At 53.4% G+C, this 14,137-nt stretch carries 11 protein-coding genes and 1 pseudogene; 6 read left to right on the top strand and 6 right to left on the bottom strand.

All coding sequences use genetic code 11. From position 1 onward, the window contains the following. Positions 1-284, bottom strand: a 284-nt coding sequence (locus tag J5224_RS16375) for a DUF542 domain-containing protein (protein WP_264626380.1), incomplete at its 3' end; no start/stop codon positions are given. 131 nt (positions 285-415) lie between these two features. After that, complete coding sequence (locus J5224_RS16370) at positions 416-2,365, bottom strand: bifunctional 2',3'-cyclic-nucleotide 2'-phosphodiesterase/3'-nucleotidase (protein WP_264626379.1); 1,950 nt, start codon at positions 2,363-2,365, stop codon at positions 416-418. A gap of 288 nt (positions 2,366-2,653) precedes the next feature. Between J5224_RS16370 and cysQ the strand changes: the two genes are divergently transcribed. Beyond that, on the top strand, positions 2,654-3,394 hold the full coding sequence (gene cysQ / locus J5224_RS16365) for a 3'(2'),5'-bisphosphate nucleotidase CysQ (protein WP_222158065.1): 741 nt from the start codon (positions 2,654-2,656) through the stop codon (positions 3,392-3,394). Between the two features lie 69 nt (positions 3,395-3,463). Here cysQ and J5224_RS16360 read toward each other — a convergent pair whose 3' ends face one another. After that, positions 3,464-4,045, bottom strand: a complete 582-nt coding sequence (locus J5224_RS16360; protein WP_264626378.1) for a YtfJ family protein — start codon at positions 4,043-4,045, stop codon at positions 3,464-3,466. 313 nt (positions 4,046-4,358) lie between these two features. Between J5224_RS16360 and J5224_RS16355 the strand changes: the two genes are divergently transcribed. Continuing rightward, the gene (locus J5224_RS16355; protein WP_222158063.1) at positions 4,359-4,565 is read left to right on the top strand and encodes a DUF1107 domain-containing protein; all 207 of its coding nucleotides are present in this window, start codon (positions 4,359-4,361) and stop codon (positions 4,563-4,565) included. A gap of 79 nt (positions 4,566-4,644) precedes the next feature. Here the strand turns inward: J5224_RS16355 and J5224_RS16350 are convergent, their stop codons facing one another. Both J5224_RS16350 and msrA read right to left on the bottom strand, forming a co-directional pair. Further along, positions 4,645-5,985, bottom strand: a complete 1,341-nt coding sequence (locus J5224_RS16350; protein WP_264626377.1) for a hemolysin family protein — start codon at positions 5,983-5,985, stop codon at positions 4,645-4,647. 299 nt (positions 5,986-6,284) lie between these two features. Further along, positions 6,285-6,950 carry a peptide-methionine (S)-S-oxide reductase MsrA gene (msrA, locus tag J5224_RS16345; protein WP_264626376.1) on the bottom strand — a complete coding sequence of 222 codons (666 nt, stop codon included), beginning with the start codon at positions 6,948-6,950 and terminating at the stop codon, positions 6,285-6,287. 211 nt (positions 6,951-7,161) lie between these two features. Here msrA and tamA point away from each other — a divergent pair, with 211 nt between their 5' ends. The 4 genes and pseudogenes from tamA to J5224_RS16325 form a co-directional block, all read left to right on the top strand. Beyond that, positions 7,162-8,898: an autotransporter assembly complex protein TamA gene (gene tamA / locus J5224_RS16340; RefSeq protein WP_264626375.1), complete on the top strand. Its 1,737-nt coding sequence runs from the start codon at positions 7,162-7,164 to the stop codon at positions 8,896-8,898. Continuing rightward, positions 8,895-12,764, top strand: coding sequence for an autotransporter assembly complex protein TamB (tamB, locus tag J5224_RS16335; protein ID WP_264626374.1), 3,870 nt, complete (start codon positions 8,895-8,897; stop codon positions 12,762-12,764). Before tamA ends, tamB begins: the two co-directional genes overlap by 4 nt. Before the next feature lie 2 nt (positions 12,765-12,766). Then, complete coding sequence (locus tag J5224_RS16330; protein WP_264626373.1) at positions 12,767-13,108, top strand: gamma-glutamylcyclotransferase; 342 nt, start codon at positions 12,767-12,769, stop codon at positions 13,106-13,108. 220 nt (positions 13,109-13,328) lie between these two features. Further along, positions 13,329-13,475: pseudogene (locus J5224_RS16325) on the top strand (siderophore-interacting protein); the annotation flags it as partial. Positions 13,476-13,698: 223 nt separating this feature from the next. On the opposite strand, the gene J5224_RS16320 reads toward J5224_RS16325, so the two are convergent. Continuing rightward, positions 13,699-14,091, bottom strand: coding sequence for a hypothetical protein (locus J5224_RS16320; protein ID WP_264626372.1), 393 nt, complete (start codon positions 14,089-14,091; stop codon positions 13,699-13,701). Positions 14,092-14,137 lie beyond the last annotated feature (46 nt).

The following is a 14,137-nucleotide window of genomic DNA, read 5'->3' as shown; positions in this document are numbered from 1 at the left end:
AATTCCGGCAACTGCTCACGGTGACGATCGTGATAACGCTGGATGATGTGGGGAATGATGTCGCCCAGCGGTGCTGAGGGCCAGTGGGTTTCCGTTGAAGGCTGCTCCGCCAGAGCGCTCAGGCGTGCTTCCAGTGCCTCGATATCCAGCTCCAGCTTGTTAGCCGCACGTAGCAGCGTTTGCTTGCCGCCGCAGCAAAAATCAAGATTGTATTCACGGAAGAGAACAGTAGCGCGAGGAATGGCGATAGCCAGTTCCCCGAGAGTACGATCGCGATAAGACATGAGATGACCCCTGAACGGTGCAAATGATAAGATGTATATTAAATGCATCTTTTAAGGTTGGCTATAACCAGAAAGGAGTAGGAGGGGTTTGGAAAAAGAGAACGCCGCATCAAGCGGCGCTCTGTAGACGATTACTGTTTTTGCAGATCGAGTCGGTATAACGCAAAGCCCACGTCATCATGGCCGAGAGATGTCATCGGATATTGCGCTTTCTCTTTGATAAACGCCGCGGCCTTCGCAGAAGGTGCCGTTTCTACGCGGATATCTAGCGGTGTGTCGCTCTTGATCGGCGCCAAACGCCAATTGTTGTCCGCTTGAGGTTTCACCTCACCCTGTTTTTGCGTTTCTGCGCTGATATAGGCGGCCAGCACAGAACGGTTTTCATCAGGTGAGGCAAAGGCCACATACTTTTCTCCGGTTCCGGCAAATTTTTCACCGTAGGCGCGATAGTTGTTGGTGGCGATCAGGAACGTCATCTTAGGATCGATAGGTTTGCCCTGATAGGTCAAATTAACGATGCGCTCGGCGTTGGGGTTACGCGGCGCGCATTCCCCGTCATAACGGGCGGGTTGCGTCACATCGATCTGGTAGCTGACACCGTCAATCACATCAAAGTTATAGGTGCGGAAACCGTCCCAGTTAATCAGGGATTGCGGTGCCTTGTTGTGTACATCGATTTGATTGAACTGGCCCGCAGAGCACTCCAGCCACTCTTTCACCTGCTGCCCGTTCACTTTCACCACCACCAGCGTGTTGGGGTAGAGATAGAGATCGGCGGCGTTACGGAACGTCAGCTCACCCTTTTCCACTTCCACATAGCTGTTAGGGTCGTTCTTTCTGCCGCCCGCTTTAAACGGTGCGGCGGCGGAAAGCACCGGGATATCTGCCAGATCGGGGTCGCCCTGAATAAAGTGCTGCACATAGGCGCGCTGCGCGTTATTGACGATCTGTACGGTGGGGTCATCCTGCACCAGTGACAAATAGCTGTACATGTTGTCAGCGGCTTTACCGATGGGTTTACCGACAAAGGTGCGCGTTTGCTGATGCGCGTCGGACAGCACGTTCACTAACTCTTTATCTGCGTCGGCGCGCGATTGCTTTTGGGCTTTGTCGAAAATAGGGCGCGCTTGGGCTTTCCCCTGCGTCACCTGCCATTGGCCGCTGTCATTGTTGACCACGAGATCGACAATGCCGAGATGATCGCCCCATTGGCCGGGCATCACGGCAGGAACACCGTTCAAGGTGCCCTGTGCGATATCACTGCTGGGAATAGCGGCAAAATCTTTGCTGGGGAACACGGCGTGAGCATGACCGAACAGAATGGCATTGATGCCCGGTATCTGGCTCAGGTAGTACACCGAGTTCTCTGCCATGGCCTTGTACGGCTCGCCAGAAAGGCCGGAGTGGGGGATGGCAACCACAATATCCGCACCTTTCTGGCGCATTTCGGGCACCCACTTCTTCGCGGTTTCGGTTATGTCGGCCACGGTCACTTTGCCGCTCAGGTTGGCTTTATCCCACACCATGATTTGCGGTGGTACAAAACCGATATAGCCGATGCGCAACGTATGGGTTTTGCCATCGCGATCTTTTACCGGCGTGTCCTTGATCAGATAAGGCGTGAACAGTGGTTTGCCGGTTTTCGCATCGAGCACGTTGGCGTTTACGTACGGGAAAGCGGCACCGGACAGCGCTTTGTGCAGATAATCCAGACCGTAGTTGAACTCATGGTTACCGATGTTGCCGACTGCATAGTCGAGCCGGTTCATGGCGAGATAAACCGGGTGCACCTCTCCCTGTTGCAGCCCCTTGGCAGCCATGTAATCGCCCAACGGGCTGCCCTGGATCAGGTCGCCGTTATCCACCAGAACGCTGTTGGTGGCCTCCTGACGCGCGCCATGAATCAAGCTGGCGGTGCGTACCAGACCGAATTTATCGGTGGGGGTATCTTTGTAATAATCAAAATCCATCATATTGCTGTGCAGATCGGTAGTTTCCAAAATGCGCAGATCGACGGTGGCGGCGTGCAGTGTGGTGGTAACAAACAGGGCCACTAAACCTGGCGCGAGCGCGTGCTTCATATTGCCTGACTCCTTCATGTTGGCGTTGCACTTGGATTTGATACTCGTAAAGTATCCTACCAAAGGGAGTAAATTGGCATAGAATCATGACAGGTCAGTGGCGCATCTCACTCTTTTGACAAAGAATAGGGCATACCCGTCATACTTCAAGCTACCTGTGCGTTGGCTACGCTCATTCACCCGAATCACTTACTTGAGTAAGCTCATCGGGATTCATTCTCTTGCCGCCTTCATGTAACTCGAATTATTTAGGGTATACACAGTGGGGCCAGAAAGACGAGGTTCATTATGTTGGAACAAATTTGCCAGTTGGCGCGCGACGCCGGTGCCGCCATCATGCAGGTGTATGATGGCGAACGCCCCGTCGATGTCGCGCATAAGAAAGATGCGTCTCCGGTGACCGCCGCGGATTTGGCGGCGCATCACATCATCAAGCAGGGATTGGCGCAGATGTTTGCCGATATTCCCTTGCTGTCGGAAGAAGATCCGCCAGCCTGGGAAGTCCGTCAGCACTGGCAGCGCTACTGGTTGGTAGACCCGCTGGATGGCACCAAAGAGTTTCTTAACCGTAACGGCGAGTTCACCGTGAATATCGCGCTGATTGAAAATGGCGCGCCGGTGCTAGGCGTGGTGTATGTGCCGGTTACCGGTGTCATGTACGCGGCATCGGGAGGGAAAGCGTGGAAAGAGGTGGACGGCGTGCGCCGTTTGATCCGTGTTAACCATGCGCATCCGCCGCTGGTGGTGGTGAGCCGTTCTCATCTGGACGCAGAGTTAAAAGACTATTTGCTTCAGCTTGGTGAACACCAGACGGTAGCGATTGGATCTTCACTCAAATTTTGTCTGGTGGCGGAAGGCAAGGCCCAACTGTATCCGCGTTTCGGGCCGACCAACGTGTGGGACACTGCCGCCGGGCACGCTGTCGCTGCGGCTGCGGGTGCACAGGTGCATGACTGGCAGGGCAAAACCCTCAATTATGTGCCGCGTGAATCCTTCCTCAACCCTGGGTTTCGCGTGTCGTTGTTTTGATGTGCGCAGCGAGGTAAGCGAGACAGGCGTGGTAAGGCGATCGTCCTCGCCTGTTCTCTCTGTCGAGCGTTATTCTTTCAACAATTGTGGCAGCAGGTTCATCACTTGCTGCACGTCTTGCGCACTCAGCGCCCCGTCTTTGACATAGCGTACCTGCCCGCGCTTATCGAGCACCACGATCGCTGAACTTTTCTGCTCTAGCTGCCAGGCTTTGCGCACGTTGCCATTGCTGTCGACGATAAACTGCGACCAGGGAAAGGTTTTTTTACTCTCTTCAAGACTGCTGCGAACAAACGGGCCAGTACCGATGATGGCGTCGTCGGTATTGACGATTGTCGTCGTTTGGTAATATTCCCGCGCTAGATTAGCGGCTTTGATGGCACTGATCAGCGGATCGTTCATTTCTTTAGCTGATGTTCTACCTGCAATATGCTGGATGACGCGCACCTTTCCCACGAGCTGTGCGCTGTTCCAGTTCTGGTAACTAAACTGTTGGTTTTGATACATCAGCTCCCCTTTATCGGCAACGCCGGTGGGGGGCAAGGTACTGTTGAGCGTGAGGTTGTGCGCCATACAGGGCAGAGCCAGCAGGGTACACAGGCTAAACAGGGCTATTCGCAGACGCAGCGTCGAGGTGTGGCAGGCAGTCATAATGTGTCCTCTGGTTGAGAGCAGCGAAGGTTACGCGAAACCGTTGCTTAAGCGTAGAGGAGGATATCTGGTCTGTCCTGTCTAAAATGTGACCAAGGTTCACAATTTTTGTTACGCAAAGGTAAAAAATAAAACTATGCTGATCGATAACGGAATTATCTTATAACAGTCTGAAAACCCCGTGAATTATGCTGTTTTTTTGTGTTGAACTAAATGCCATCTGGCGACACTAATAGTTAGGCGTTCTATTAACGCGTTACTTTATACCCCAGCGTGGGGCCGAGAGAAAAATGAAAACGGGAGGAGAGATACAATGCGGATCTTCGAACGTTACAACCCGTTAAAAGTTGCGAAGTACGTGAAAACGCTGTTTCGTGGCCGGTTGTATATCAGAGGCATCGGTGCTTTCGAGTTTGATTACGGCAAAATATTATTGCCGAAAACCCAAGACAAACAGCATTTGCTGGTGATGTCTGAGGTGAACCGTCAGGTGCTGCGGCTGCAAGCCGACATGGGCTAACGGTTCAAACGGAACGCTGCTGCCGCCAGTGATGGGCAGCAGCAATGGGCCAGCGGTTCAGACTGGCACCGGTCCAGGGCTAATTTTTGGGTTCTGCCGCGGGTTCTGTATCGGCGATGGCCGTTGACGTCGTGTTCTTCTCTTCAAGACGGGTGACCAGTAACTGGTCAATCTTGTAGCTGTCGATATCCACCACTTCAAATTTATAGCCTGCAAAGCGGACATAATCGGTGCGTTTCGGAATCTTGCGCAACGTATACATCATAAAGCCGCCGATGGTTTCGTAATTGTCCGAATGGGGAAAATCGTCAATATCCAGCGCACGCATCACGTCCTCAATCGGCGTGCCGCCATCAATCAGCCACGAATTTTCATCACGCGCCACAATCTGTTCTTCCATGCCCTGACCCACCAGATCGCCCATCAGCGTGGTCATTACATCGTTCAGAGTGATAATGCCGACCACCAGCGCATATTCGTTGAGGATCACCGCGAAATCTTCGCCCGCTGCTTTAAAGCTTTCCAGCGCTTCCGAGAGTGTCAGCGTATCGGGCACGATCAGTGCGGTGCGGATTTGAATGCCGCCGTTAAGCGCCAGACTCTGGTTGCCCAACACGCGATTAAGCAGATCTTTGGAGTCAACATAACCGACGATCTGATCGATGTTGCCGTTGCACACCAGAAACTTGGAGTGCGGCTGCTGGGCAATCTTCTCTTTGATTTGCGCTTCGTCTTCGTGCAGATCGAAAAACACCACGCTTTCCCGCGATGTCATCGATGAGGGCACCGTGCGTGATTCCAGCTCAAAGACGTTTTCAATCAACTCATGCTCTTGCTTACGCAGCACGCCTGCCAGCGCCCCGGCTTCTACCACCGCGTAAATGTCATCGGAGGTGATGTCGTCGTTGCGTACCATTGGCAGTTTGAGCAAACGGAAGATCACGTTCGACAGGCCGTTAAAAAACCACACCAACGGACGGAAAAAGAACAGGCAGAAGCGCATAGGATTGATAATCCGGATAGCAACGGCTTCCGGTGTCGTCATGCCAATGCGTTTCGGCGTTAAATCGCCTAGCAGAATAAACAGGCTGGTGACCAGCACAAAGGAACAGGCAAAACTGACGGAATCGGCCATTTCTGGCGTCATAAAGCGTTGGAAAAATACGGTGAAATAGGGGGAGAACGCTTGATCGCCGATGATACCGGCCAGAATAGCCACGGCGTTAATACCGATTTGGATAACGGTAAAAAAGATACCGGGCGTTTCCTGGAGCTTTAGCACCATAGCGGCGTTGAGATTGCCCTCATCGGCCATCTGTTTAAGTTTGATTTTGCGTGAAGCGGCCAGTGATATTTCGGACAACGAGAAAAACGCACTGAGCGCGATCAGAAGAACTATCAGTAATAAACTGTTTAACATATGTTTTCCGGCCGTCGTGGCCAGATCCTCAGGAAGGTCATGAATGCATGAATAGTCATAGCCGCATTATATCCTAAATAATTCGAGTTGCAGGAAGGCGGCAAGTGAAGGAATCCCGATGAACTTACTCAAGTAAGTGATTCGGGTGACTGAGCGCAGCCAACACACCTGCAACTCGAAGTATGACGGGTATAGATGACAGAATGAATAACGCCGCCATACGGATGTCAGGCGGCGTAAGCATTATAACGGTGTTGATGGGCCATTTGGCAAGCATGGCGTAAAATATGAACAATATATCAGGCGTTGGGGGGTAAACACAGGCCGATGCCCGCCAATCCGCAATAGCCGCCGGGGTTCTTGTGCAGGTATTGCTGGTGTTCATCTTCAGCGTAATAAAACGTGCCCGCCGGAACGATTTCTGTGCTGATGGTGCGTGCATCACCGCTGGTGTGCATGGCGTGTTGAAAACGCGCCAGACTGGCCTTCGCCAACGCCATCTGTTCTGCGGTGAGCGTGTAGATGGCTGAGCGATACTGCGTGCCGAGATCGTTACCCTGACGCATGCCCTGCGCCGGATCGTGATTTTCCCAAAACAGTTGTAACAGACGATCGTAGCTGATGACGGCCGGATCGTAGACGATGCGCACCACTTCGGCGTGGTCGGTTAGCCCGCTACAGACTTCACGGTAGGTGGGATTGGGCGTAAAGCCTCCTGTGTAGCCTGCTGCGGTGCTGTATACGCCCGCCTGCTGCCAGAACAAACGTTCTACGCCCCAAAAACAGCCCATGGCGAACAGCGCAACGTCCATATTATCAGGTACATGCGTCATGGAGTGTTGGCTGACAACGTTCAGGCGTGCCAGCGGCATCGGCGTGCCTCGCCCTGGCAGCGCTTCTGATTGACGGATACGTTGGTTTTTATCACTGTGCTGTACCACGTTGTTACTCCCACGATAATCCATGTTATTCATAGGTAACAGAATAACTAAGAAAGTTCACGCTGTCTTTATGGTTCAAGCCCGTTTAAGGTTAAGGTGTTGCGTAACCTGCATTTTTGAAATTACTCATTACACTTTAGAGTAGGTGTAGATGAGGATGTTAAGTGGGATTGTTTTTACCTGATTTTGAACACACGCCTGTGTAGAACAATATAAACGAACGTGGGGAGTTGGCGTGTCACGATACCGTACTTTGTTTTTGGTGTGCTTACTGGCAACTGCATCGTCCTATGCAGCGAACGTGCGTTTGCAAGTGCTTGGATTGGAAGGGGATTTGCAGCGCAACGTGCGTGCGCGGTTATCGACCATCGGCCCTGATGAAGTGAGTGCCGACGGGCGCTTTCGTGCCCGGGTTGATGATGCGATTCGGCGCGGATTGCGGGCGCTGGGGTATTACGATCCACAAATCAATTTTGAATACCGCCCGGCAGAAAACGGTGGACGCCCACTGCTGTTGGTGACGGTGACGCCCGGCGAACCGGTAAAAATCGCGGGCACCGACGTTCTGCTGCGGGGCGATGCCAGCAGTGACAGCGATTTCCTCCAACTGCGCCGCCGCAGCCTGCCTGCGATCGGCAGCGTGCTGAACCACGGCGACTATGATGATTTCAAACGTTCATTAAATAACCTTGCGCTGCGTAAAGGCTATTTTGATGCGCACTACGATAAAAGCCAGTTGGGTGTGATCCGCGAAACGCGGGAAGCGTTCTGGGATATCGATTATGACGGCGGCACCCGTTACCGTTTCGGCGACGTGCACTTTCAGGGCAGCCAAATCGATGAAGCTTATCTGCGCAATTTGATCCCGTTTAAGCGTGGCGATGAGTATACCAGTGAAGATCTGGGTGAATTTAACCGACGTTTGTCCGCTACCGGATGGTTCACGTCGGCGGTGGTCTCGCCCAATTTCGCGGCGGGGAAAACTGATAAAATGTTGCCGCTGGATGCGGTTGTCACACCGCGTGCGCGCAATTTGCTGGAAACCGGGGTCGGTTTCTCCACAGACGTGGGGCCGCGCTTTCAGACCACGTGGCGCAGGCCGTGGATCAACGATCGCGGACACAGTCTGGAAAGCAGTCTGAGCGTTTCAGCACCGGAGCAGTCGCTGGATTTCAGTTACAAAATCCCCTTGCTGAGAAGCCCGCTGGAGCAGTTCTACTTGTTGCAAGCCGGTTTTAAACGCGAAGACCTGAATGACACCCAATCAGACGGCACCATGCTCAACGTGGCGCGCTTCTGGACGCTTAATCGCGGTTGGCAGCGCTCTATCAACCTGCGCTGGAGTCTCGATCACTTTACTCAGGGCAGTGTCACCGATACCACCATGCTGCTCTATCCCGGCCTGACGCTGAACCGCACGCGGCAGCGCGGCGGGACCATGCCTACCTGGGGTGATTCTCAACGTTATTCGCTGGATATCTCTGATACCACTTGGGGCTCGGATATCGATTTTGCCGTGATACAGGCGCAGAACGTCTGGATCCGCACGCTGGAGGATAAACACCGCTTTGTGGCGCGTGGCAACGTCGGCTGGATTGAAACCAACAGTTTTTCCCGCGTGCCGCCGTCGCTGCGTTTCTTCGCCGGAGGCGATCGCAGTATTCGCGGCTATAAGTTCCGCTCCATCTCACCGCGCGATGACGAAGGCAAACTGACCGGTGCGTCAAAATTGCTGACCGGTTCTCTGGAATACCAGTACAACTTTACCGGACGCTGGTGGGGAGCCGTGTTTGTCGATACCGGTGATGCGGTAAACGATCTCAAGATCAACGACCTGAAAACCGGTGCTGGGGTCGGGATCCGCTGGGCCTCGCCAGTGGGGCCGGTCAAATTCGATTTTGCCGTTCCGGTTAATGATTCCGAGAAACGTAACGATCTCCAGTTCTACATTGGTTTGGGGCCTGAGCTATGAGCCTGATAAAGAAAATAGCCATTGGGGCCATCGCATTTCTGCTGCTGTTGCTCATTACACTGGCGGGATTACTGTTTACTACGCCGGGGTTGCACCTGCTGCTTAATGGCGCGGCGCGCTGGGTACCGGGGTTGGAGATCGCCGAGGTGCAAGGCGGTTGGCGCGATTTGACACTGCGCGGTGTCGGTTACCAAACGCCGGGTATCACACTCAACGCCGGTGAACTGCACCTCGCACTGGAACTGGGCTGCCTGACGCGCAGTCAGATTTGCATCAATAATATTGCTCTACGCGATGTTGATGTCGTCATCGACAGCAGCGCGATGCCGCCGCCTGCGCAGACGCCAGCCCCTAGCGATCCGATGGGCGAACTGACGGCACCGTTCCCGATACGTCTTAGCCAACTGACGCTCAATAATATCCGCGTCACGCTGGATGATACGGCGGTCTCGCTGGGCGAACTGCACACCGGTATGCACTGGGAAGGACGTGCGTTGAGCTTGCTGCCAACGCAAATCAATGCGCTGTTGATAGCATTGCCGAAAACCAAACCGGCAGCGACAGTCGCGGAAAGTACGTTGGCAGCTACCGAAGATGGCAAAGTCACCGCATCGGAAGTGGGTGCTATCGCCTCCGCCACGGCGCAGGCTGCCGTCGCGCCGCAACCTGAAGCAGCGCCATCCGCACCGGAAAAAGTGGCGATACCCCCCGCCTTGGGCGAGCAGCTACAGGCGCTGTTTGCCAAGCCGCTGTTGCCAGCGCTGCCCGAATTCACGCTGCCGCTTGATATCGACATCAGCGATTTGCGCGGGGAACAACTCCGGCTGACGGGTGACCAGGAGATCACCATCACCACGTTGCAACTGAAAGTCGCCACTCAACAGCAGCATATCCAATTGGAGAAGCTGGCAATTCAGTCGCCGCAAGGTGCCCTGCACGCGGCGGGCGAAGCCACGCTCAGCGATAACTGGTCGCTGTCTTTTGTTCTGAACGGGGTGGTGAATACCGCGCCGTTGAAAGGCGAGAAGATCAAACTGACGGTGGAGGGCAGCCTGTATGACTGGCTGAACACCACGCTTAATCTGTCCGGGCCGCAGCGTGCGCTGCTCACCCTGAAAGCGCAGTTGGCCCAGCCAGAACTGCCCTTGGCGCTGACTGTGCAATCCGAGCGCCTTGCCTGGCCGTTAACGGGAGAGGCGGAGTATCAGGTGAATAATCTGGCGTTAAGTCTCACCGGGAAGGCCACGGATTATGCCTTGAAGATCAACGGTGATATTCGCGGTAGCGCCGTGCCGCCCGCTACGCTGGCGCTGGAAGGCACGGGCAATGTGCAGCAGTTTGATATAAGCCCGCTACGCCTCTCTGCGTTGCAAGGCACCACTGAATTGCGCGCACTGGTGGACTGGAGCAAGGCCATCAGTTGGCGCAGCGAACTGGTGCTGGATGGCATTAACACGGCGAAGCAATGGCCGGAATGGCCTGCGCGCATTGACGGCAAGATCAGTACGCGCGGCAGTTTCTACGGCGGTAACTGGCAGGTGGCGGTGACAGAACTGCGCCTGAACGGCAATATCAAGCAAAACAAACTGACGGCGCAAGGCGCGTTGAACGGCAATGCCGCTGGCCAGTGGCACATTCCCGGCATCAATCTGGCGTTGGGGCGTAACCAGCTTGATGTTAAAGGCGATTTAGGTCAGCAATGGCAACTGGACGGCGTCATTGATGCCCCTGCGCTAAACGGCGCGTTGCCGGGGCTGGCGGGTCGTGTTGCTGGTACGGTGCGGCTGCGCGGTAACCACACTGCACCGCAACTGTTGGCGGATCTCAACGCCACGGGACTGCGCTGGCAGGGCTTATCGATCAATCGCCTGACGCTGGAAAGCGATGTGCGCTCGGATGCACAAATCAATGGCCGAATGGCGTTGCGCGTAGAGCAATTGCAACAGGAAGGGCTGAAGGTTTCTCTGCTGACACTGAATGCGCAGGGCAACGAGCAGCAGCATCAGCTGCGATTGAGCGTGGAAGGTGAACCGGTCGCCGGGCAGTTGACGCTAACTGGGCACTTTGACAGAGCACAGCAGCGCTGGCGCGGTACGCTGGATCAAACTCAGTTCACTACGCCTGTGGGGGAATGGCGTTTGTCGCCCTCACTGTCGCTGGATTATCAGCAAGCGCTGGCGCGCATCACGCTCGGTGCACACTGTTGGCAAAACTCGAATGTGGAGCTGTGCGTGCCGCGAGCCGTCGATATTGGCCCCAGCGGACAAGCCAGCGTGGTGTTAAACCGTTTTGATTTGAAGATGCTGGAACCGTTTTTGGGGGCAGACACTGCGCTGAGCGGCGTATTTACCGGCCGTGCTGACGTGGCCTGGCAGCCGGGAGGTGGATTGCCGCAGGCAAAAATCGCACTCACCGGGAACAAGATTGCACTGCGCCAGAAGATGAACGGCAACACATTGCCTGTCGATTTTGATACTTTTACGCTGAATGCGGGCGTCGATCGCGGTCGTGCGACGCTGGGATGGCGCATCGCCATCCACAATAACGGCCAGTTCCGCGGTGATATTCAGGTGACAGACCCGCAGGGGAAACGCCAACTGGGGGGCGATATCGGCATCGATAACATCTCCCTTGCGCTGCTGAATCCGGCGTTAAGCCGGGGGGAAAAAGCGGCGGGCATGCTGAACGGCGCGTTGCGCGTTGGCGGTAATGTGCGCCAGCCGCAGTTAAACGGACAACTGGCGCTCGAAGGGTTGGACATCGACGGTCACTGGATGCCGGTTGATCTGACCGATGGCCGTTTGGCGGTGAACTTCAATGGCATGAGCTCTACGCTACAGGGTTTTCTGAAAACCACGCAGGGGCAGCTTAATCTTAATGGTGATGCGGATTGGCATCAGCCGGAAGCATGGCGGGCACGCATTGCGGCGAAGGGCGACAGGGTAAGGGTGACGTTGCCGCCGACGGTGCGGCTTGATGTTTCCCCAGATATTGAGTTTGAAGCCACGCCGCAACTCTTTACGCTCAATGGTTCAGTCAGGGTGCCGTGGGCGCGTATTACCGTACAACAGATGCCGGAAAATGCGGTGGATGTCTCCTCGGATGAAGTGCTGTTGGATGAACAACGCCAACCGATCGCCCGCACCAGCGCTGCAATCCCCATCAACAGCAACCTGACCATTCGCGTGGGTGATGATGTACGCCTTGATGCCTTTGGCCTGCGCGCCAGTTTGCAGGGCGATCTGAAAATGGTGCAGGACGAGCGCGGTTTGGGGTTGAACGGGCAAATCAATATTCCTACCGGGCGTTTTAAGGCCTACGGGCAGGATTTGATCGTGCAGAAGGGCATTTTGGTGTTCTCCGGACCGCCCGCCGAACCGAATTTGAACATCGAGGCGGTGCGCAATCCTGATAATACGGCGGATGGTGTGACGGCGGGTGTGCGTATCACCGGTGCAGCCAGTGCGCCGCACATTGAAGTATTTTCGACCCCCTCATTATCGCAACAAGAAGCATTATCTTACCTGTTGCGTGGACAAGGACTGGACAGCACCGGATCAGACAGTAATATGATGACCTCGGCCTTAGTAGGGTTAGGGGTTGCGCAAAGTGGTCAAGTTGTGGGTAAAATCGGCGAGGCCTTTGGTGTAAGTGATTTAGCTCTGGATACACAGGGCGCTGGCGACGACTCTCAGGTTGTGGTCAGCGGTTACGTCCTACCCGGCCTTCAGGTCAGATACGGCATTGGCATATTTGACTCTTTAGCAACGTTGACGTTGCGTTATCGGTTAATGCCAAGACTCTATTTGGAAGCGGTGTCTGGTCTCGATCAGGCACTGAATGTGCTCTATCAGTTCGAGTTTTAGCGATGCGAATTATTGTTTATGGCAGTTTACGACGCAAACAGGGAAACAGTCACTGGATGACGAACGCACAGTGGCTAGGGGATTGTCAGCTCGGTGGTTACGAGATGTATGACCTTGGCCATTATCCGGCGGTGGTAGTCGGGGAGGGGGAAATTTTTTGCGAAGTTTATCGCATAAGCTCATCCATTCTGACGGAACTCGATGCACTAAAGCGTGATGGTCACGACTATAAGCGCGAGTTGATCAACACCCCGCTCGGCAGTGCGTGGATCTATCTGTATCAACACTCGGTAACCGGGTTGCCGCGTATCGACAATGGCGATTGGTTGACGCGCGAGCTATAAGTACAGCGTCATCTGTAAATCAAACCGTAACCGACGTGAGGTCGGTTACGGTTTACTTCTTTTATCTCACACTGTGTTTCTTCATTTCTTCATTCATTAACAATAGTGTTTCTCATTATCAACTCTGAATGCTAAGGCAACCCTACTTTGGGCCTGACATGAGGCCATGCTGTCCGCCCCAGCTGGATGAGAAGAGAAAGGCCAAGGTAGAAAAACAGAAATACCGTATTTTCGATTGGTGTTGGCGCGTAAGACTTACCTGACCCCTTCCCTGATACGCTGCGTGTTCTCCGGCGAATCGGTACGTCAGATGAAAATGGATGCGCCGGATCAACGTATCAAGCTGCTTCTTCCTCCCGCCGAAGGCGTTTACCCTGCATTTAGACGCTCAATAAATAGATAAAACTATGACGTTGGATTCATTGGACGAGAATGAGTTATCAGAAAGAAATACGGCTGATTTATGCTTACAAACACAGAATATAATGTGAGAGACATAATGTTCTATCATTATCTATAATTAATAGGATGAAAAAGGAATTTGACGATTAATATTTTTATCAAATTCCTTTTGGCATATCTGTTATTTTTTAAATAAGATTGGTTCGTGGAATAACAATGCTCTCTGGCATTGGAATGCTCCCCCAGGAAAATGGAACAGTAGATGCAATTACACTGATTATTCCAGTGGATGTTGCTGTTTCGAATAATTGCATTTGCATTGAGCCATTTCTAATGATAGCTTCTGCAAATCTTGGTGTTATATTAATGTCATTAGGGTATAGCACTGCTTCTGTACTGGTATATATGTGGTTGGAGGGCGATATTGGCGGCGGTGTTATTTGTGCGTTTGTGGAATTTAATTGATATATAACACCCAGTTGGTTGCTAAAGTCAATGCTCAGGAAAACTGTATGTTGATTTTCAATAGTAGTGTCTACTTTTAGTAATGCATTTCCTGAAATGTAATTTATTATTGACATTTTGGATTCCTCATTATTTTATGATATTATTTCGTTTTGAAAAAAT

It is taken from the genome of Candidatus Symbiopectobacterium sp. NZEC135, assembly GCF_025962695.1.
Note: the sequence above shows the minus strand (reverse complement) of the source record. Positions and strands in the feature narration are given on the sequence as shown.

Coding starts and splice junctions, on each gene's coding strand:
- J5224_RS16370 (WP_264626379.1), bottom strand. CDS start 2,365: ATGAAGCACGCGCTCGCGCCAGGTTTAGTGGCCCTGTTTGTTACCACC.
- cysQ (WP_222158065.1), top strand. CDS start 2,654: ATGTTGGAACAAATTTGCCAGTTGGCGCGCGACGCCGGTGCCGCCATC.
- J5224_RS16360 (WP_264626378.1), bottom strand. CDS start 4,045: ATGACTGCCTGCCACACCTCGACGCTGCGTCTGCGAATAGCCCTGTTT.
- J5224_RS16355 (WP_222158063.1), top strand. CDS start 4,359: ATGCGGATCTTCGAACGTTACAACCCGTTAAAAGTTGCGAAGTACGTG.
- J5224_RS16350 (WP_264626377.1), bottom strand. CDS start 5,985: ATGTTAAACAGTTTATTACTGATAGTTCTTCTGATCGCGCTCAGTGCG.
- msrA (WP_264626376.1), bottom strand. CDS start 6,950: ATGGATTATCGTGGGAGTAACAACGTGGTACAGCACAGTGATAAAAAC.
- tamB (WP_264626374.1), top strand. CDS start 8,895: ATGAGCCTGATAAAGAAAATAGCCATTGGGGCCATCGCATTTCTGCTG.
- J5224_RS16330 (WP_264626373.1), top strand. CDS start 12,767: ATGCGAATTATTGTTTATGGCAGTTTACGACGCAAACAGGGAAACAGT.
- J5224_RS16320 (WP_264626372.1), bottom strand. CDS start 14,091: ATGTCAATAATAAATTACATTTCAGGAAATGCATTACTAAAAGTAGAC.